Source organism: Marinobacter xestospongiae (assembly GCF_023156385.1).
GTDB classification, from domain to species: domain Bacteria; phylum Pseudomonadota; class Gammaproteobacteria; order Pseudomonadales; family Oleiphilaceae; genus Marinobacter; species Marinobacter xestospongiae.
The window spans coordinates 170780-191289 of sequence record NZ_JAKZAK010000007.1 but is presented as its reverse complement, the minus strand read 5'-3'; the positions used below and the strand labels follow the sequence as shown (position 1 = coordinate 191289).

Annotated in this window: 16 protein-coding genes; 6 read left to right on the top strand and 10 right to left on the bottom strand. The window is 63.3% G+C overall.

The genetic code is table 11. The annotated features are described in order from the left end of the window. Positions 1 to 86: 86 nt before the first annotated feature. Together MLD24_RS07365 and rtcA are read left to right on the top strand one after the other, a co-directional pair. Positions 87 to 1316 (top strand): RtcB family protein, encoded by a 1230-nt coding sequence (locus MLD24_RS07365; protein ID WP_282450511.1) that lies wholly within the window; start codon positions 87 to 89, stop codon positions 1314 to 1316. 273 nt (positions 1317 to 1589) lie between these two features. Beyond that, positions 1590 to 2621 carry an RNA 3'-terminal phosphate cyclase gene (gene rtcA, locus MLD24_RS07360; RefSeq protein WP_248165721.1) on the top strand — a complete coding sequence of 344 codons (1032 nt, stop codon included), beginning with the start codon at positions 1590 to 1592 and terminating at the stop codon, positions 2619 to 2621. 32 nt (positions 2622 to 2653) lie between these two features. Here the strand turns inward: rtcA and MLD24_RS21650 are convergent, their stop codons facing one another. Continuing rightward, positions 2654 to 3598, bottom strand: coding sequence for a helix-turn-helix transcriptional regulator (locus tag MLD24_RS21650; protein WP_248165720.1), 945 nt, complete (start codon positions 3596 to 3598; stop codon positions 2654 to 2656). Positions 3599 to 3812: 214 nt separating this feature from the next. On the opposite strand from MLD24_RS21650, the gene MLD24_RS07350 reads away from it, so the two are divergent. From MLD24_RS07350 to MLD24_RS07340, 3 genes are all read left to right on the top strand, one after another. Further along, positions 3813 to 5810: a TonB-dependent receptor gene (locus MLD24_RS07350; protein WP_248165718.1), complete on the top strand. Its 1998-nt coding sequence runs from the start codon at positions 3813 to 3815 to the stop codon at positions 5808 to 5810. Positions 5811 to 5903: 93 nt separating this feature from the next. Then, on the top strand, positions 5904 to 6947 hold the full coding sequence (locus MLD24_RS07345; protein WP_248165716.1) for a methyltransferase domain-containing protein: 1044 nt from the start codon (positions 5904 to 5906) through the stop codon (positions 6945 to 6947). Beyond that, on the top strand, positions 6917 to 8173 hold the full coding sequence (locus MLD24_RS07340; protein WP_248165714.1) for an MFS transporter: 1257 nt from the start codon (positions 6917 to 6919) through the stop codon (positions 8171 to 8173). The genes MLD24_RS07345 and MLD24_RS07340 overlap by 31 nt, the downstream gene beginning before the upstream one ends. Here the strand turns inward: MLD24_RS07340 and MLD24_RS07335 are convergent. The 8 genes from MLD24_RS07335 to potA form a co-directional block, all read right to left on the bottom strand. Further along, complete coding sequence (locus MLD24_RS07335; protein WP_248165712.1) at positions 8145 to 9002, bottom strand: ABC transporter permease; 858 nt, start codon at positions 9000 to 9002, stop codon at positions 8145 to 8147. The two genes, MLD24_RS07340 and MLD24_RS07335, sit on opposite strands and share 29 nt — an antisense overlap. A 4-nt stretch (positions 9003 to 9006) precedes the next feature. Further along, a complete protein-coding gene (locus MLD24_RS07330) occupies positions 9007 to 9867 on the bottom strand; it encodes an ABC transporter permease (protein ID WP_248165710.1) in 861 nt (286 codons plus the stop codon). Further along, complete coding sequence (locus tag MLD24_RS07325; protein WP_248165708.1) at positions 9864 to 10973, bottom strand: ABC transporter ATP-binding protein; 1110 nt, start codon at positions 10971 to 10973, stop codon at positions 9864 to 9866. The genes MLD24_RS07330 and MLD24_RS07325 overlap by 4 nt, the downstream gene beginning before the upstream one ends. Positions 10974 to 10976: 3 nt before the next feature. Beyond that, a complete protein-coding gene (locus MLD24_RS07320) occupies positions 10977 to 12002 on the bottom strand; it encodes an extracellular solute-binding protein (RefSeq protein WP_248165766.1) in 1026 nt (341 codons plus the stop codon). 482 nt (positions 12003 to 12484) lie between these two features. After that, entirely contained in the window at positions 12485 to 13525 is a 1041-nt protein-coding gene (locus MLD24_RS07315; RefSeq protein ID WP_248165706.1) for an extracellular solute-binding protein, read from the bottom strand. Then, a complete protein-coding gene (potC, locus tag MLD24_RS07310; protein WP_227173420.1) occupies positions 13522 to 14292 on the bottom strand; it encodes a spermidine/putrescine ABC transporter permease PotC in 771 nt (256 codons plus the stop codon). Before potC ends, MLD24_RS07315 begins: the two co-directional genes overlap by 4 nt. Then, positions 14289 to 15149, bottom strand: coding sequence for a spermidine/putrescine ABC transporter permease PotB (potB, locus tag MLD24_RS07305; protein WP_227173418.1), 861 nt, complete (start codon positions 15147 to 15149; stop codon positions 14289 to 14291). Before potB ends, potC begins: the two co-directional genes overlap by 4 nt. After that, positions 15142 to 16284, bottom strand: coding sequence for a spermidine/putrescine ABC transporter ATP-binding protein PotA (gene potA, locus MLD24_RS07300; protein ID WP_248165697.1), 1143 nt, complete (start codon positions 16282 to 16284; stop codon positions 15142 to 15144). The genes potB and potA overlap by 8 nt, the downstream gene beginning before the upstream one ends. Before the next feature lie 228 nt (positions 16285 to 16512). On the opposite strand from potA, the gene MLD24_RS07295 reads away from it, so the two are divergent. Then, a complete protein-coding gene (locus MLD24_RS07295; protein ID WP_248165695.1) occupies positions 16513 to 19422 on the top strand; it encodes an ATP-binding protein in 2910 nt (969 codons plus the stop codon). 3 nt (positions 19423 to 19425) lie between these two features. On the opposite strand, the gene MLD24_RS07290 is transcribed toward MLD24_RS07295, so the two are convergent. Beyond that, entirely contained in the window at positions 19426 to 20490 is a 1065-nt protein-coding gene (locus tag MLD24_RS07290) for a TRAP transporter substrate-binding protein (protein ID WP_248165686.1), read from the bottom strand. Positions 20491 to 20510 lie beyond the last annotated feature (20 nt).

Genomic DNA, 20510 nt, shown 5'->3' with positions numbered 1-20510 from the left:
AACAACCTAAAATCAATCAGTTATATAAAATCGAAAGACCTGGCATCCAATTTGATACTCACCGGAGCAATTCCATCACAACAAGGATGCTGGACATGAACTACGAAGTAACCACCGTCGAGCGCGGCGTACCAATCAAGAGCTGGACCCGTGGCGTGCCCTTTGAGGACAAGGCCCGCCAGCAGTTGCGGAACATCGCCTCACTGCCGTTTATCCACCAGTGGGTTGCCGCCATGCCCGATGTCCATCTTGGCAAGGGTGCCACCATCGGTTCGGTGATCCCGACCCTGGGCGCGGTGATTCCCGCCGCCGTTGGCGTCGACATCGGCTGCGGCATGATGGCGGTAAAGACCGACCTGCAGGCGCGGGACCTGCCGGACAACCTGGCGCCACTGCGTTGTGCCATTGAGCAGGCCGTGCCCCATGGCCGCTCCCTGTCCCGGGGCAAGCGGGACAAGGGGGCCTGGGGCGAGCTGCCGGAAGCGGTCGCCAGGCTGTGGCAGACCCAACTGGCGGAGCGCTTCCAAGTACTGACCGACAAACACCGGGTGCTGAAGAACACCAACAACGCCCACCACCTGGGCACACTGGGCACCGGTAATCATTTCATCGAAGTGTGCCTGGACGAACACCAGGCTGTCTGGGTCATGCTGCACTCGGGCTCCCGGGGGGTTGGCAACCGGATCGGCAGTCACTTTATTGAACTGGCCAAGAAGGACATGGAGCGCATGTTCATCCAGCTGCCAGACAAGGACCTGGCGTATCTGGTGGAGGGCGCGGAAAGCTTCAACGACTACGTCGAGGCCGTCGGCTGGGCCCAGGACTATGCCCGGCTGAACCGCCAGATCATGATGCAGTACACCCTGAATGCCCTGGCAGCCACACTGGGACGCCCGGTGATCGGTGAAGAAGAAGCGGTGAACTGCCACCACAACTACGTCAGCCGTGAACACCACTACGGCCGGAATGTGCTGCTGACCCGCAAGGGCGCGGTGTCGGCCCGCAAGGACGAACTGGGGATCATCCCCGGCAGCATGGGCGCCCGCTCATTTATTGTTCGTGGTCTGGGCAATCAGGAGAGCTTCTGCACCTGCAGCCACGGCGCCGGCCGGGTCATGTCCCGCACCGAGGCCCGCAAGCGGGTGTCGGTGGCGCAACACAGTGAGGCAACCCGGGATGTGGAATGCCGCAAGGATGCAGGTGTGGTGGATGAGACGCCGTCCGCCTACAAGGACATCGACTCGGTGATGGCGGCACAGAGCGACCTGGTCGAGATTGTCTACACACTCAAGCAAGTCGTCTGCGTGAAAGGTTAGTGTCCCGTCTGGCTAATGCCTTAGCCTACTGCTTGCCTCTGAGGACTTTGACCAAGGCGCCAGTGCGCAGGTGTGGTGGTTCCACATCAAGTACTGGCAACACAGGCTCAGAGTCCTCAGAGGCAAGCCCTTCGGGAGCTTCTGAAAAGCCGAACAGCGTCGTTCTGCTGTCTCGATTTGGAACCACCAAACCTTCACCAGCACGCCTAGCTCTTCGGCTTTTCAAAAGCTCAGTAGGCTAAGGCATTAGCCAGACGGGACACTGGAGGCCCTATGCATAACAACCACAAGGACGTTGATGGTCGCCAGGGCGAAGGGGGCGGCCAGATCCTGCGTAGCAGCCTGACCCTCGCCCTGCTCCACGGCCACCCGCTGTCGATCCGACACATCCGGGGCAAGCGTCCCAAGCCCGGGCTGATGCGTCAGCACCTGGCCTGCGTGCGCGCCGCGCAGGCCATCTCCGGCGCCACCGTCGAGGGGGCCGAGCTGGGCTCCGACCGGCTCAGCTTCGTGCCAGGCCCGGTGCGTGGCGGCGACTACCATTTTGATGTCGGCAGCGCGGGCAGCACCACGCTGGTCTTCCAGACCATTGTGCTGCCACTGCTGCAGGCCGCCGAACCCTCCACGGTGCGCTTTTCCGGGGGCACACACAACCCGATGGCACCGTCGCTGACGTTTCTGGAAGCGGCATTCCTGCCGCTGCTGAGGCGGTTCGGGGCCAGCATCGAGATTGAGGTGGAACGCTGGGGCTACATGCCCGCCGGCGGCGGCCAATGGGTCGCCCATATCCAGCCCAGCACCCTGTCCCCCATCGTCATCGATCGCCGGCCCGCCATCAGTGACAGTGAGGTGGTTGCGCATCTCAGCAACGTCCGCCACACCATCGGCACCCGGGAAATCGACAGCTACCGTGAGCATTGCCCGCTGCCGGACAGCCGCTATGCGATTCGTCACGCCGACGCCGACTGCCCCGGCAACCAGCTCAGTCACACCCTGTCGTTCGACGGCCTGAACGCCTGTTTTACCGCCCTGGGTCAGCACCGGTTAAGGGCGGAAACCCTGGCCGCCCGGCTCGCCCGCCGGGTCCAGCGGTTTCTCACCAGCCAGGCGGCACTGTGCGAATACCTCACCGATCAGGCCATGCTGCCCCTGCTGGTGGCCGGTGGTGGGGAGCTATCCTGCTCCCCGCTGTCGGAACATGCCCGCACCAATCGGGCACTGATCGAGCAATTAAGCGGTATTCGGCTTGGTATCGAGGAACGGCCTGGTCACCTGATCCTGAACCTGACCCAGGATCACCCATAGCGCGCTGCTGCCGGCTCACATCGAAGACGCCCTCAGCGGTGACTCACCTGCCAGTCGTCAGGGTGCTGCGCGACCACCTTCGGGGACTCGCCGAAGAAGCGCTTGAACGCCAGACTGAAATTGGCGGGATGGCTGTAGCCACTGCGGTAGGCCGCCGTCGCCACCGGATGGCCTTGCTGCAACAGCTCCCGCGCCCGTTGCATGCGAATGGTGGTGAGCAACCGGAACGGGGTGGTGTCATACTCGGCGCGCACCCCCGCCTTCAGCTTGGCCTCATTGATCCCCACCGCCTGGCTCAGCATCGCCAGCGTCCACGGCCGCTCCGGCTGAGCCACCATCAACGCCCGCACCTGGCGAATCGCCTCACGATCCCGTGGCGACCGCGCCACAGACGCTGGCGGCACAAGCCGCTGAACCTGCGCCGACAGCAGACTCAGGGCGGCAATCTCCAGCTCCAGTCGCTGTTCCGGTGACTGCCGGTACAGCGCTTCGAGCTGCGCCACCAACGGCTGCATCGGCACCGGCGTCGCCGCCTGTTCCAGCTGCTGCACCGCCGCCCTGCCCGGCCCACCCAGCAAATCGTCCAGCCGGTAACGGGCCAGCGCCGGGGCAGCCACCATCAGCCGCAGTTGCCGTACCCGCTCACCGGCCCGGTAACGGCGCTCGCCGCGGGCCTGCTGGAACCGGGTCACGGTGGTCTGGCCGGCCACAAAACCGAGGTCGGCCTGGTCGCCACGATATCCGGAACGACCTTCCAGACCGACGGTGAGGGTGACCACCGGGTCCGCCAACGCCAGCTCACTTACCTCCACCAGATCCTCCCGGGGCCGGTAATCGGAGCACACCAGCGCCACACCGTCCGCCAGCGCCAGCCGATCCACCACACAGGCACCGACCCGTGACGGCAGGCAGCGCCGTTGCCAGGCCCCGGGACGAGTCGTCGCAATGGCCTCACCGCTGTCGATCCGATAGCTCACTGCTCTCCACCTCCACTTCCACCGCCACCGCCACCTTCACCATCTGCCAGGCTCCGATTTCCGGATTGCATACGTCTTGCTCCGTTTGGCATACGAATCAAATGATAATGAATCTCATCCTGATCATACAATGACGCCTCCAGATTCCCAACGCTCATTCAGCTTTGGTCCAACGCGCATTCAACCGCGCATTCAACTTTGAAGGGAGACGATCATGAGCCCGCCACGGTATCGCCATCGCACCATAACCCTCGGCCTGCTGGCCCTGATCATCAGCCCTGGCACCTTCGCCAGCAACACCCCGCTGGCCCTGCCACCGGTGACCGTTACCGCCGACAAAGTCGCCCGCGACCTCGACGACGTTGCCGGTAATGTGCTGTCCATCGACGCGGACGTCCTCCGCCAGCAGGGCGTCAACACTATTGAACAGCTGGAGGCGCGGGTGCCCGGCCTGGCTTTCCAGCCCTTCGGCCAGTCCGGAGTGCATTCACCGGTACTGCGCGGGCTCACCGCCAACTTCAACAGCTTTGCCACCTCCACCCTGCTACTGGTGGACGGCGTCCCCACCCTGACCGCCCAGGGGTTCGACAACCGCCTGCTGGACCTGGAACGGATCGAAGTGCTGCGGGGGCCCCAGTCCACCCTCTACGGCCGTAACGCCGAGGCCGGGGTGATTGCCCTCCACAGCCGGCCCCTGACCAACCAGCCCCGCAGCCGCCTGAGCCTGGCCGCAGGTGATCGCCATCAGCAACAGGCCCGTGTGGTGCTGGCCCGGCCGCTGGTGGACAACACCCTGTTTGCCGGCATCAGTGGCGAATGGCAACGCCAGGACGGCTTCATCGACAACACCCTGCGGGGCGACGAGGCGGACGATCGCCAGCGTCACAACCTCAATGTATCGCTGCGCTGGCTGCCAACAGACACCACCGATCTGGTGCTGCGCCACAGTCGCCAGCGCTATGATGACGGCGCCGCCCTCTGGGGCCCGGGGCAGGCCAGCGCTCGTGCCGTTGCCTCCGACAGTCCCGGCTGGAACCGCTCCCACGGCGAAACCTGGGCTCTGGACCTGCATCAGGAATTGGCGCCCGGGCTGCAGTTACGCAGCATCAGCGCCTATAACGACTACCGCGACAAGGTCCGCCAGGATACCGACTTCCAGCCCCCAGAGCGGATGCTGATCGGTCGCGACCACCACTTGCGACTGTGGTCCCAGGAGCTGCGGCTGCAGGGCCAGAGCGGCACCGCAGACTGGCTCGCGGGCCTCTACGGCGACTGGCAGGACAACGCGCTCGACAACCTCGCGGTCACCCCCATGGCAAGCCAACGCCAACAGGCCGACCAGAGCCAGCGCACCCTGGCGCTGTTCGGTCACTGGCAGCAAGCCATTGCGGAGCGCTGGGCCCTGGCGGCCGGAGCGAGGCTGGAACAGCAGCAGGCCCGCGTCCACTTCGCCACTGGCCAGCGCCAGCAGGACCAGTGGCTTCACCTCAGCCCCAAACTGTCGCTGCAATACCGCCGGCGACCGGATCACCAGCTCTACAGCAGCGTTAGCCACGGGGTGCGCGCCGGCGGTTTCAATACCATCTCGCCCGGAGTGGGGCCGGCGGCGTTCGAGCCGGAACAGGTCTGGTCCTATGAGCTTGGCGCCAAGGGCCGCTTTCACCAGCAGCGCGGTCGCTACGCCCTCGCCGTCTACCACATGACGGTGGACGACATGCAGGTCATGCAGATGCCTGTACCGGGCCGGATGTACCTCACCAACGCCGCCTCCGGCAGCGGCCAGGGCCTGGAGCTGGATCTGGAATACCGCCTCAGCCACCACTGGTCATTGCAGGGCGGGCTGGCCTGGAATCACCTGCGCTTCGATCGCTTCCGTGATGGCGAAGCCCGTTACGACGGCCATCGCAACCCCTTTGCCCCCGATCTCAATGGCCATCTGGGTCTGGGCTTTGATCACCCCACGGGCTGGCACGGTCAGCTGCAGTGGCTGGCCAGCAGCAAGACCTACCTGGACGCCGCCAACCAGTATCGCCGCAGCGGTTACGGTCGCCTCGACCTGAGCGCCGGCTACCGTTTCGGCGACTGGTCACTGGACCTGCAGGTGGACAACTTCAGCGACCAGCACTACGACGCCGTGGGCTATCAGAACGGCTTCGTGACGGTGTACAGCCCACCCCGCAGCTGGCGTCTGGCGCTGACCTGGCAACCCTGATGCGCCGGCTCCGGCGCCACGACCACAACGCCATGCCAACCACTTTTCAACAATCTCTCAATAATCTTTCAACAACTACGCAAGGACTTCCCCATGCCGACGTCCCACAACCATCCCCTGCAGCCTTACTGGCAGCTCGCCGGCGCCGCCGTCCAGGGTGCCACTCTCGATCTGGCACTGGCCCATCAGTTGCCCCACCGACTGCAGCAGCCGCATACCGCCGACGACCTCGCCGCCGCGCTGGGCTGGCAGTCACAGCCCACCCGGGTGGTGCTCGACCAGCTCTGGGGCCTGGGCCTGCTACAGCGCTGGCCCGGCCCCGACGGCCACCGCTACCAGAGCAGCGCCCTGGCAGCCCGCTATTTCAGCCCCGACAGCCCGGACGATTGCAGCCAGGCCTGGCAGTTCCGCCACCAGGCCCTGGCCCAGAGTCGTCAGGACCTGGAAGCGCGACTGCGCGGCGAAGCGGAACCGCAAGCCACGGCCTCCCCGGCACAGGGGCCGGTGGATGCCCAGGCCGCCTGGGCCCGGGCGGCACAACAGCAGATTGCCGCCGAACAGCGGGCGGTGACGGTGCCGGCAGTGCTGGAGCACCTGACCACCCTGCCACCGCTGGCACCGGCAACCCGGCTGCTGGACCTCGGCGGCGGCCCCGGGCTGGTGGCCATCGCCCTGGCACAGCACTACCCGAGCCTGACCGGCGTGGTGTTCGATCTGCCTGCCAGTGCGGCGGTGGCTGCCGGCAACATTCGCCAGGCAGAGCTGACCGGGCGGCTGGCCGCGGTGGGCGGACAGGCCGACGAGGATGACCTGCAAGGCCCCTACGACCTGATCTGGTGTTCCTCGGTGCTGCACTTCCTGCCCGATCCCCTGGCGATGCTGGCCCGACTGGTGGAAGCCCTGGCGCCCGGCGGGCGACTGATCTGCGCCCACGCCGAACGCCCCGCCAGTGCCGAAGCGGCGGCGGCGGTACTGCCGTTCTACAGTCCGATGCTGCTGCGGGGCCGCTATTTGCCGGAACCGGGCGCCATCGAAGCAGCGCTGCGGCAACTGGGGCTAAAAGACCGCCGCTCGACACTCAGCCACCGCTTCCCGATGGCGCCGTTATGGCTGCACAGCGGGACACGACCGGCATGAGCGGCGGTCACTGGCGATTCCAGCTGTTGGTGGGCTGGCTCAACCTGGTGCTCACCGCACCGGTGATTTACCTCTACATCGGCCTGCCGCTGGTGATGCGCGCCGAAGGCTGGAGCGGCACCGAAATCGGGCTGTTCCAGCTCGCCGGCCTGCCGGCGGTGATCAAGTTCCTGCTCGCCACCCCGATTGACCGTTTCGGGGCGGGGCGCGACCGCTACCGCCGCTGGAGCCTGGTGTTGATCCTCGGCTACGGTCTCGGGCTGCTGGCGCTGGCGGCATTGGCCATCGACCGCAGCAGTTGGGGTCTGCTGTTCACCACTGCGCTGATCACCAGTCTGCTGGGCACCTGGGCGGACATTCCCATCAACGCCCTTGCCATTCGCCGGCTGCCGCCAGATGAACGCTGGCGCGCCGGCGCCATCCGTTCGGCGGCGACGTCGCTGGGGGCAATCCTGGGGGGCGGCGTGATGCTGCTAGTCCACAACCAACTGGGGTGGGCCTGGCCGTTCCTGCTGCTGACCGGCGGCCTGGCGCTGGGCGCAATGGGACTGCTGTGGCTGGCCCCGACCGCTGACCACAGCAGCGCCACCCGCCAGTTGGTGGCTGCCACCACCTGGGCAAGCTGGCGGGGGTATTTTCAGTCGCCGGTGCGGCGAGCCTGGTGTCTGCTGGTGGCGCTGTACTTTCCGTTCATCGGGGCCGCCTGGGTCTACCTCAAGCCCCTGCTGCTGGATCACGGCCTGGCCGCAGACCGCATTGCCGCGGTGGTGGGGATCGCCGGCGGCGCCCTGGCGGCACTGGCCAGTCTCGCCGCCGCGCGGCTGGTGGCCCGGATCGGCACCGCCTGGGCGCTGCCGCTGCTGGCGGCGACCGGACTGCTGGCGACCCTGGCCCTGCTGATCGCAACCCGGCTGGCGCACCCAGTGTTGCTGCAGGGTGCCGCCTTGCTGGTGGCACTGGCCATGGGTGCCGCAGCCGGCGTGATGTTCGGGCTGATGATGCACCACACCCGCCCGGGCTGGACCGCGCTGGACTATGGCCTGCAGTCGAGTGTGTTCTCGTTGTCTCGCATCGTGGTGCCGATGCTGGCGGGGCTGGTACTGGACGCCGGCGGCTACAGCGGCCTGCTGCTGGCACTGGCCGCCGGACTGGCGCTGGTGGTGGTGCTGAGCTGGCGCCTGGGGGCGCGGGTCAGCCCTAGTGTCCCGGGCGTGACCGTCCCATAGCCAGCAGCGCCAGCACGGCGGAGGCCACCATCAACAGCAGCGCCACCGCGTTCAGCACCGGGGTGGAACCTTCCCGCAGGCGGTTGAACAGTGCCACCGTCAGCGGGGTATCGCTGCCGGTGAGCATCACCGTGGTGTTGAAGTTCTCGAACGACATCAGGAACGCCATGGCCGCCGCGCCGCCAATGGCGGGCAGCAGCCAGGGCAGGGTCACGGTGAACCAAGCCACGATGGGCGTGGCCCCGAGGTTAAGGGCGGCCTCTTCCAGCTGGCGATCAAACTTGCGCAGGCGCGCCGCGATCACCAGGGTCGACAGGGTGGTGATGAACGCCACCTGCCCCATCACCACCAGTGGCAACCCGGGACGAAACAGGTCCAGCTCGATCTGCCACTGCATCGACACGGAATTGGCCATGCCACTGTAGAACACCAGGATGGAGACCCCGAGGATCACCCCCGGAATCACCAGTGGCAGCAGCATCACGATGTACAGCAACTCCTTGCCGCGGAACTGCAGACGCTCGAACAGCACCGCGTTGAAGCAGCCCAGGGCGACACTCACCAGAGTGACCCAGAACGCCACCTGGACGCTGACCCACAGCGCCGACAGCAGGCCGTCGTCGTGGAACAGGCCAGTGCGGCCCTGCTCGCCGTCGGCGAGATACCAGTCCAGGGTAAAGCCCTGCCAGGGCAGCGACGGGAACGGCGCATCGTTGAACGCGAACACCGCGGTCACCAGCAGCGGCAGGGCCAGGTAGATGAAGAACGCCACCAGATAGGCCAGGTAGAGGCCATCGAACAGACGTGAGCGGGGTACCGAGGGAATCATGCCATCACCCCATGACCTTGCGCAGCGACTGGCCGGTCAGCTTCAGCCCCAGCCACACCATCAGCGATGACAGCACCAGCAGCAGCACCCCGAGCGCGGCGCCCTGCTCCCAGTTGAAGCGGGTGATGAACTGAGTGAAGATCTGCTGGGTGAACCAGGCACTGTCCTTGCCGCCCATCAGGATCGGCGTCAGGTAGCTGCCCAGGGTCAGCATGAACACCACGATGCTGCCGGAGACTATACCGGGCATAGCCCAGGGCACCACCACTTCCCGCAGCACGGTGAGATGCCCGCCACCGAGGTCGTAGCCGGCCTCCACCAGGTTTTCATCCAGGCCATCGAGGGTGGTTACCAGCGGCACCACCATGAACAGCAGGCCGTTGTAGACCAGGCCGATGATGACCGCGGCGTCGTTGTAGAGCATTTCCACCGGACCGTCCGCCAGTCCCACCCCCTGCAGCAGGGCGCTGAACACGCCACTTTCCCGCAGCAGGATCATCCAGCCATAGGTGCGCACCAGCTCACTGGCCCAGAATGGCACCAGACAGGCGAGAAACAGCACACCCCGGCTGCGGCCCCGGGCCAGCCGGGCGATGTACCAGGCGATGGGGAAGGCCACCAGCAGCGTCAGCGCGGTGGTGAACAGCGACATCAACCCGGTGCGCAGAAAGGTGCGCCAGTAGTAGGCCTCTTCAAAGAAGTTGCGGTACTGGGTCAGGCCCCAGTCGAGGGTGTCCCAGCTTTCCCGCACCTGGAACGACACCCGCAGCATCTCGGCGTGGGGCAACAGTACCAGCAAGACGATCCACAGCAGGAACGGCGTCAGCAACAACGCCAGCGACAATCGACCGGCACCCGGAGTCATGCCGGGGCTCCGGCGAACACCCGCGCCAGCGATGGCTGCCACTGCAGGGCCAGGGTCTGGCCGGCATCCAGACTGGGGGCGGAGCCGTCCTGGGGCAGGCGCGCAAACAGCACCTGGCCGGCGGCGGTCAGTTCCACCCGGCTGTTGGCACCATCAAACAACGTGGTGACCACCTGGGCCGGCAACGCAGCTTCGCCTGCGGCGGTTGTCGCCACTAGGCTCAGGGACTCCGGACGCACAAACAGTTGCGCCGGCTGGCCCGGCTGCAGGTCGGGAGATGCGGCCATGCCCCGCACCCGGCTGCCATCGGCCAGATCCAGAGTGACCTGGCCATCGTCCTGGGCCACCACGGTGCCGGCAAGGCAGTTGTTGTCACCGACGAAGCCGGCCACAAACGGGGTCTCGGGGTGGCGATAGAGGGTTTCCGGCGACGCCACCTGATCGAACCGGCCCTGGCGCATCACCGCCACCTGATCCGACATCACCATGGCTTCGGACTGATCGTGGGTGATGTACACAAAGGTGGTGCCAAACGCCTTCTGCAGGTGTTTGAGCTCCACCTTCATCTGCTCCCGCAGCTTCAGGTCCAGCGCTCCCAGGGGTTCGTCCAACAGCAGCAGCGTCGGCCGCAGCACCAGGCAGCGCGCCAGCGCCACCCGTTGCCGCTGGCCGCCACTAAGCTGCTGCGGATTGCGGTCCTCCATGCCCGGCAGGCCAACCTGCTCGAGCACCTCGGCAATACGGCGGCGGCGCTCCGGGGCCGCCACCTTCTGCCGTTTCAGACCATAGGCGATGTTGTCCGCCACCGACATGGTGGGGAACAGCGCCAGGTGCTGGAACACCATATTGACCGGCCGGCGGTTGGGGGCCACCTCGTTCATGCGCTCGCCGCGGATCAGGATGTCGCCGTCGTCGGGACGGTCAAACCCTGCCAGCAGCCGCAACAGCGTGGTCTTGCCACAACCGGACGGCCCCAGGATGGAGAAAAAGCTGCCTGCCGGAACCGACAGGGAGATCTCGTCCACCGCCCGGGTGTCGCCAAAGCGGCGCACCAGGCGGTCACACACCAGATCGGCCGTCTCCGTGGCCGCGTTTGCATCAGCCATGGATCAGTTGGCCGCCTGGACGCGGTCCAGCACCTGACCTTCCATCGCCTCGAGACCCGGCGGTACCGGTGGGTACCACTTGATGTTGTTGAGGGCGTCGTCGTCAAAGCTGGTGCGGTAGGCATCCCGCAGCTCGGCACGAACGTGCTCATCGGCACCCACGGAGGCGGTGAAATTGCCGGACTGGTTGGTGATCTTGGCGGCAATTTCCGGCTGCATCACGAAGTTGATCCACTGGTAGGCGGCATCCAGGTTCTCGGCCCGGCGCGGCAGCGCGAAGGTATCAATCCAGCCCAGGGCACCGGACGCCGGCGCCACAAAGCGAATCGCCGGGTTCTCGGCGTTGAGTTTCCAGCCACCGGCATCCCAGGCCATGGCCGCTTTTACTTCGCCGGTGCGCAGCAGTGACAGCAGCTGGTCGCCGCCGGTCCAGTAGGTTTTGACGTTGGCCTTGCAGTCGATCAGTGCCTGCTGGACATCATCGAGAATGGACTGATAGGCGTCGCGGTCGTTGTAGGCCGCGAACGGGTCCTTACCCATGGCGAAGGCAAAGCCGATCAGGGTCGGACGCTTGAGGCGGTAGCTCACATCGCCGGCGACGGCACTGTCACACAGGTCGGTATAATCGGTCACGGTGTCTGCGACGTCGTCATGGACGATCAGGCCGCTGGTGCCCCACACCGCCGGCACGCCGTAGACCTTGCCGTTCATGCCGGTGGCTTCACCGGTGGCCTTGAGCATCGACGGCTGGATACGGTCGCTGTCGATACGGGCCAGGTCGATGGGCTGGTAGAGGTTGAACTGGCGCTGAACGCCGAGGATGCGGTCCTGACTCGGCTGTGCCAGGTCGAAGCCGGCACCGCCGGTGGCCCGCAACTTGGAGATCATGTCTTCGTTGTTGGAGAGGGTGACCTGCACATCGATGCCGGTCTCTTCCTCGAACTGGGCCACCACATCGTCAGGGGCGTAGCCACCCCAGGTGATCAGTCGGAGTTCCTCCGCCATCGCGGTCGAGGAGATGAATCCCATCGCCAGGGCGGCGGCCCAGGCGGTCTTGCGAGCTGTCCGATACGTGCTGGCCATACTGAATCCTTGTTTCCAGAGTCGATTCGGGCGCGGAGCCGCCCCATGGATATCAGGACGTTATAGACCAAATATGACAGTTTTGTGAAGCCCTGAAAAAGAAGTCGTTGTTGACGCTGGCAGAAAACAGCGGCGAAAACACAGGTGGCGGGCGGGGGAGAAACACGAGTGGCAGGCCGGAAAAACGACCGCCCTGGAGATCACGACGGTCAATCCTGAGTCTGTACCGGTCAGTCCCTGACAGGCCCCGAAGCCATCAGCCGGACCGTGACCGGTCATGCTGACCCGGGATCGACAGCTGGCGACGATCACACCCATCGGCATCACACCCCCACTCGGATGTGTCGCCGCCAGCCCGACGAAATGAGAATGATACTCACTTCCTTATAAAATGCAATAGCACTACCAGTCGATAGGGCTAACGGGGATCAACGTCCCGCTTTCAGCAGCTCCCAGTACTTGGTGTAGACCTGCAACGCCTCGTCGCCCACATCTTCCTGGAATTCCGACTGCTCCAGATCCACCGCGGTCGGGTAGCTGGCGCGATCGTTGGCCACGGCCGGGTCCAGCTGCTCTCGGGCGGCCAGGTTCGGGGTGGCGTAGCCGATGTCTTCACTGATCAGCGCGGAAATGTCCGGACGCATGACGAAATCAATGAACTGGTGGGCCGCATCGACGTTCTTGGCGTTCTTGGGGATCACGAAGCTGTCCAGCCACACGATCACCCCCTCCTGCGGGTACACATACTCCAGCGACGGCATATCGGCCTTGCCCATCACCGCTTCGCCGTTCCAGATCATGCCAATGTCGGTCTCCCCTTCCAGATAGGGCATCCGCGGCGCGTCGGAGTTGAAAGTGCGCACCGCTGGCATCAGCTCGGTCAGCTTGTTGTAGGCCGCTTCGATCTCCTGCGGGTTGGTGCTGTTACCGGAGTAGCCCAGCACCCGCAGACCAATGTGGAACACTTCCCGCATGTCGTTGGTCAGCATCACCCGGCCGCTGTAGTCGTCTTTCCACAGGTCGGCCCAGGCGGTGACCGGCGCCTCGCCCACATCGCTGGCGTCGTAGGCCAGGCCGGTGGTGCCCCAGAGGTAGGGAATGCTGTAGGCGTTGTCCGGATCAATGTTGAGGTTGGTCAGCTCCGGGTCCAGCTGGCCATAGTTGCTCAGCTTGCTGTGGTCGATCGGGGTCAGCAGGCCCTCGTTACGCATCTTGTTGACGTAGTAGGTGGACGGTACCGCCAGGTCGTACTGACCGCTGTCGTCCAGCAGTTTGATGCGGGCGTACATCGCCTCGTTGCTGTCGTAGGTGGTATAGACCACCCGGATGCCCGTCTCCTCCTGGAACCGGTCCAGCACTTCCTGGGGCATGTACTCGGACCAGTTGTACAGGTTGAGCACTTGCTGGTCGTCGGAACCACAGCCGCTCAGCGTCACGGCCAGCAGGCCGGCCAGTGCCAGTTTCTTCATCGTTTGCTCCTAGTGAGGATCCATTGGGACAACATCAACATCATCAGCGAGCACACCAGCAGCAGTGTGCCCAGGGCGTTCACTTCCGGTTTCAGCCCCACCCGCACCATGGAATAGATGCGCAGGGGCAGGATTTCATAGCTCGGACCACTGACAAAGGTGCTCACCACCACATCGTCCAGGGATAGGGTGAACCCCAGCAGCCAGCCCGCCAGCAGCGCCGGCGCAATCACCGGGATCAACACCGTGCGGGTCATGGTGAACTCGCTGGCGCCCAGATCCCGGGCCGCCTCCGGCAGGCGCTCATCAAACCCGCTAAGCCGGGCCATCACGGTGATCACCACAAACGGCAGGCAAAAAGTGACGTGTGCCAGCAACAGCGAGACGAACCCCAGCTGCAGGCCCACCAGCAGGAACAGCGCCAGCAGCGAGATCGCCAGCACGATTTCCGGCGACATCATCACCACGAACAGCATGCCGTTGAGCACCCGCTTGCCGCGAAAGCGGTAACGGTGCAGCGCCAGCGCCGTCAGCGCGCCAATCAGGGTGGACACCGTCGCCGCCGCCAGTGCCAGCCACAGCGAGTTCCACATCGCCTGCACCATGGCGTGGTTGTTGAACAGTGACTGGTACCAGTGCAGGCTCAGGCCGTCCCAGCTGTAACCGGTGCGGGAACGGTTGAAGGAGAACACCACCAGCACCAGGATCGGCAGGTACAGCAGGCCATACACCAGCGCCAGGTACACCTTGGGCAGCCACCGGCTCATACCTCAGCCTCCTCGCCGAGACGGCGACGGCTGAGGCGGTGGGCAAACAGCAGCAACGCCATGGCGGCAGTCAGCAACACGCTGGCCGCGGCGCCGAAGGGCCAGTCCCGGGCGTCGAGGAACTGGCTCTTGATGACATTGCCCACCAGCAGGTTACGGGAGCCACCGAGAATGTCCGCCACGAAGAACAGCCCCATCGCCGGCAGCAGTACCAGCAACACCCCGGCCAGCACCCCCGGCAGGGTCAGCGGCACCACCACGTGAATAAATGTGGGCCAGCGACCGGCGCCCAGATCGTGGGATGCCAGCAGCAGCTCGTCCCGCAGATCTTCGAACACGCTGTACAGCGGCAGGATCATGAACGGCAGCAGCAGGTACACCAGGCCGATGATCACCGCCAGTTCGGTGTACAGCAGGGTCAGCGGCTCATCGATCAGGCCTATCGCCAGCAGGCCGTTGTTGATCAGTCCGTTGGTGGCCAGCAGCAGCTTGAGGGCGTAGGTGCGCACCAGGGAGTTGGTCCAGAACGGCACGATCAGCAGGAAGATCAGCAGCGTCTGCTGGCGTTTGGACAGCCGTGACAATGCCCAGGCGAAGGGATAGCCGATCACCAGGCAGCAGACGGTGGTCACCGCCGCCATGTACAGGGAGTGTAGAAATACCTCCAGGTACAGCGGATCGATCAGCCGGGCGTAATTCTCCAGCGTCAGCGGCAGCGACAGGAAACTGAGGGGATCGCGGGTCAGGACACTGGTGCCCACCACCAGCAGGTTGGGGGCCAGCACCAGCACCAGCAGCCAGCCCCAGACCAGGACCAGCACCGCGGTCCGGAACGGTTGGCGATGGCTGTTATGCATCACTGGCCGGTGCCTCGGCGTTGATGTCGTCGTTCAGTACCTCGGCTTCGTCCCGTTCTTCCGGCAACAGCCATTCCCAGCCATCCACCCAGCTGACCCGCACCGGCTCCCCGAGGCGGTAGTCGAAGGTGGGATCGTCCTCATCGAAAAACTCGCTGGCGAGAATCTCCAGACCGTTCTCCAGACGGATCAGCGAGTCCAGGGTGCTGCCCTTGTAGTTGCGTTCGATAACATGGCCAACGAAGCCATGATCGTCACTGGGCTCCAGCACCCGGATGTCCTCCGGCCGCAGCAGCACATGCACCTCCTGCCCGACCGTTACCGGGAAGGTGGGCCGGCGCAGGGTACGGGACAGCCCGAAGATAGCCACGGTGATGCTGGTGTCGGTGACCTCGGTCAGCCGTCCCGGAAAGAAGTTGGTCTCCCCCACGAAGCGGGCGGTGAACAGATTCGCCGGCCGCTCGTAGATCTCCCGCGGCGTGCCCAGATGCTGGACGCGACCGTCCTTGAGCACCACGACACGATCCGACATCGACAGCGCCTCTTCCTGGTCGTGGGTAACGAACACGAAGGTGATGCCCAGCTCCCGCTGTAACCGCTTGAGTTCGATCTGCATGGTCCGGCGCAACTTGTAGTCCAGCGCGGAGAGCGGCTCGTCCAGCAGCAACAGTTTGGGGCGCTTGACCACCGCCCGGGCAATCGCCACCCGCTGTTGCTGGCCCCCGGACAGTTGATGGGGCTTGCGACCGGCAAAATCCTCCAGCTGCACCAGCGCCAGCGCCTCGGTAACCCGCTGACGGATTTCGTCCCGGGGCCGTTTCTCCATTTTCAGACCATAGGCGACGTTGTCGAACACCGTCATGTGGGGAAACAGCGCATATTGCTGGAACACCGTATTGAGGGGCCGCTGTTCCGGCGGCAGGTCGGTGATGTCCTGCCCGGAAAGCGTCAACGTGCCGCTGTCGGGATGCTCGAAACCGCCCAGCAGTCGCAGCAGGGTGGTCTTGCCGCAGCCGGAAGGCCCCAGCAGGGTGAGAAATTCGCCGTCCCGGATATCCAGGTCGAGCGCATCGAGTACCGTTTTGCCATCAAATTGCTTGCTGACATTCCGGAGGGAAAGCAAAGTCTGTTGCATCGGCACGGAACCCTTAAGAGCCGCAATTGAGTGAGGAACTGCAATTGAGTCCGGAAATCGGGCGCCTATTTTTCCAAAAATTAATGTCAGTGTCAGTACGACCCAGGCAGAAATCCTCCTTGCTCACGTAACAAACCGTTTGTTCTCGCTTTTATTTGCTACGCTTGCAGAGAGACCTGCCTGCGCTGCCCAAGACTTGCCATGCCTGCAATGCAAAGGCAGTCTACGATGAACCTTTTCGTTACTGCAGCAGGAACCGATATGAATGGCATTGCCGCCCGATTTGGCGCCCCCCCAGGCTCACTGTGGCCAAGCGTGCTGTTGGTACTGGTAGCGCCATTGGGCAACCTTCTGCACGTACCAATCCTGTTCGATGTCTATCTGATTTTCGGCTCGACGGCTGCCATGCTGGCACTGATGATGGCTGGCATGCCAACGGCAGTACTCGCAGCCATCACAGCCGGAGCCGTCACCGGTTTTCTCTGGAGTCACCCATATGTGCTGATTAATGGCATTCTGGAAGTGCTGGTGGTTGGCTTTCTGCATCGTCATTGGCGCCAGAACCTAATCATCGCCAGCATGCTGTACTGGCTGGTCTTTGGAATTCCCTTTATCGCGTTTTGCTACTATTACCAGTTGGGCAACGAAGCCACGACGACTGGTTTGATCGTGTTGAAACAGTCCCTGAACGGAGTACTGAACGCCATACTGGCAACCCTTATTTTCATTGCTGTTCAAGCCATTAGCGGAAACAGAGCATCACCGTCGAACACACCGAAACTGGCAGTCACAGATACGGTTTTTGTCACCCTGGTGCTCGGCATAGCGATTGCCGGCACGACACCGATAGCTATTGAAGGACACCGCGATCAGGACGTTCAGGAATCGTTCGTTTCCCAGCGCCTCAACCAGCAGGCCGACCTGCTTGCGGAGCGACTGCAACGCAATGCCCGTCAAAACCGCATTCCTCTGGACCAATACCTGAGACAATCACAAACCAGCCCCGACCTGGGGCTTGCCATTCTTGACCAGCAGGGAGAGCCTCTTGCCCGTCAGGGTAGTGTCAAGAGTCTGGGGCTGAATGGCGGAACCACAATGCCCCGGGAGGATGGCCTGTCACTGTGGCTGCCAGACGATGCAAGGCATGCACTGCAACGCTGGCAGGCAGGCGCTTACAATGTCCGACATCCTGTTCACGACACTCCGGGCATTGCCGAGGTCATACTTGAACTGCCGGCAGCCCCCCTGGTGGAACGCATTCGCACTAACCAGTTACGGCTGCTGGTTTGCCTGTTTGCGATTGTCATGTGCGGCACGGTCGCAGCCTGGTTCCTGAGCGCCCTGCTGACCAGACCTCTGGTGAAACTGACAAAACACAGTCAGGATCTCACCCATCGAATTACAACAGGGCAGCGGCCCCAATTGCCTGGCAGCCTTTTTCGGGAGTACAACAATCTCGCAAGCACCTTGAATGATGTGTCCGGCGCGCTTGGTGAAGCCTTCCAGTCTCTGAGCGAGACCCGTGATGCTCTCGCCCAACGGGTTGATGACCAAACCCGGGAAATCACCAACACCAGCATCCTGCTTGACAGTGTTCTCAACGCCGCCACCGAAGTATCAATTATTGCCACTGATACCGACGGCATTATCACCATTTTCAACCGGGGAGCGGAGCAGATGCTTGGTTACAGCGCCAGCCAGATGGTTGGCCGCTGCACACCCACGTTGATCCACGATCCCCAGGAAATGCAGCAGCGAGGGCAGGAGTTGAGCGACCAGCTCGGTCGTCCGGTTGCCGGATTCGATGTGTTTACCGCCCGGACAGCAGATGGTCATGCAGACATCCATGACTGGACATACATCCACCGCGATGGGCGCAGGTTTCCGGTTTCACTGATCGTAACAGCCATCATAGATGGCGAAGGCAAAACAACAGGATACGTCGGTGTTGCACTCGACATCAGCGAACGTAAACGCATGGATAAGTTAAAGGATGAGTTCATTTCTACGGTCAGCCACGAACTCCGCACCCCGTTAACATCCATTTCAGGATCACTGTCACTCTTGCTGAACGAAACCGTCGGCAAGATTCCCCCTGCCCTCAAACCCATGCTCACGATTGCAGATAAGAACGCCACCCGTCTGATCCATCTGGTAAATGATCTGCTGGACCTGCAAAAAATTGCCTCTGGCAAGATGGAGTTCCAGATCACCCCTCATCCCCTTGATCAACTACTCTCCGAAGCGGTTGAACAAAATCGACCGTACGGCCAGGAGCGGCGGGTTTCCATTGATCTTGAACCTTGCGCTACAGATATCACCGTCAATGTTGATCGGGAACGGCTGCTGCAGGTCATGGCAAACCTGCTGTCCAATGCCATCAAGTTCTCATCGGAAGACGCAGCCGTTGAAGTACGAGCCAACGTCAATCCTGCAACAGGTAATGTCACCGTAGAAGTTGAGGACCACGGCTGCGGCATTCCCAGTCAGTTCCACAGCCGGGTGTTCCAGCGATTCGCCCAGGCCGATGCCTCCGACACACGAAGCAAAGGCGGCACAGGTCTGGGTCTGGCCATCACCAGGGAACTGGTAGAGCGAATGGGAGGGCAGGTCAGCTTTCACTCCGAAGAGGGCCGGGGGTCCACATTCAGAGTGGTTTTACCCCTGTCCAGCGCCCCCCAGTCGACAGTAGCCACACCCGTTCAGGCCATATCAGGCCAGGCAAGCGTGGACAGTTCAACGGAAGAGCCACCTGAGCGTCCGCTGGTACTGCATGTCGAGGATGACCAGGATCTGCACAGCGTCATTCGAACCGCAACCGCCCACCGTTTCGAGCTGATCTGGGCTGCCAACCTGGAAGAAGCCCGTGAACACGTCCAGAACCTGAACTTCCAGTTGATTATCCTAGATATTGGTTTACCAGATGGCAGCGGCTGGCAATTGCTGCCGGACATGAGCCTGCACCAGCCTGAGGCTCATATCGTGATACTTTCCGGCAAGTCGCTTGATCCCAATCAGCTGGATCAGGTTGAAGCAACCTTCACCAAGTCCCAGACCTCACTGGATGTCCTCGTCACCAGCCTGGAAGCTTGTCTGGAACAGCGGCCAAAACTGGAATCTGACCGCCGTTCCGATTGACTATTATTCCACCGGCGCCACGGTGTTGAGATAGGCCCGGTCGGAGATGTTGGTCCAACGCCGCACCTGCTGCAGATAGTCGTGCTGGGAATCGATGATCTCCCGGGCCAGCGGGTCGGCCTCTGCCGCTTCCGTCAACAGCCGGTCGGTGGCCTCACGCAGGGCCGCGATCACCTCCGGCGGGAAGGTGCGGTGCGCAACGTCCGGGTAGGCTTCCTTCATCTGTGCCCAGGCTTCGCCACTTTGGTGGGTGCTCTGGATGTACATGTCATAGGCGGCGGTGCGCATGGCGACCCGGAGAATTTCCTGCAGATCTTCCGGCAGCCGCTCCCAGCTGCGCTGGTTGATCAGAAACTGCACCTCGGCCCCCGGCTCCTGCCAGCCGGAATAGTAGTAATCCGCGATCTGGTGAAAGCCCATACTGAAGTCCAGCGCCGGCCCTACCCACTCCAGGGCGTCGATGGTGCCCCGCTCCAGGGCAGTGTACAGCTCACCCGGCGGAATGTTGGTGACCGCCACGCCAAGCTCCGACATCACTTCGCCGGCAAAGCCCGGGGTGCGCATTTTCAGGCCCTTGAGATCATCGAGGGAGGTAATTTCCTCACGGAACCAGCCACCCATCTGGTTGCCGGTGTTGCCACCGGGGAACGACAGCAGGCCGTGGGGTGCGTAGACCTTCTCCATCAGCGCCATGCCATCGCCGAAGTAAAACCAGGCGTACATCTCCGGCGCGATCATGCCGAACGGTACGGTGGTGAAATACATGGCGTTGGGGATCTTGCCCTTGTAGTAGTAGGACGCGGTGTGGCCCATGTCGTACTGGCCGGCCTTGACCATGTCAAAGATGCCAAACGGCGCCTTGTGCTTGTTGGAGGAGTCGATGCGGATGCGCAGGCGGCCGTTGGACATGGTCTCCGCCATCGCCGCCATATTGCGGGTAGTCTCCCCCAGAATCGGGTAATTGGGGCCCCAGGTTTCCGCCAGCTTGAGAGTGTAGGTGCGTTCGGCAACCGCCGGCGCGGCAGCCAGGGCCAGCCAGGTGATGGCCAGCAGCAGGAGTCGTTTCATAGCTTCCTCGTTGATTTTTA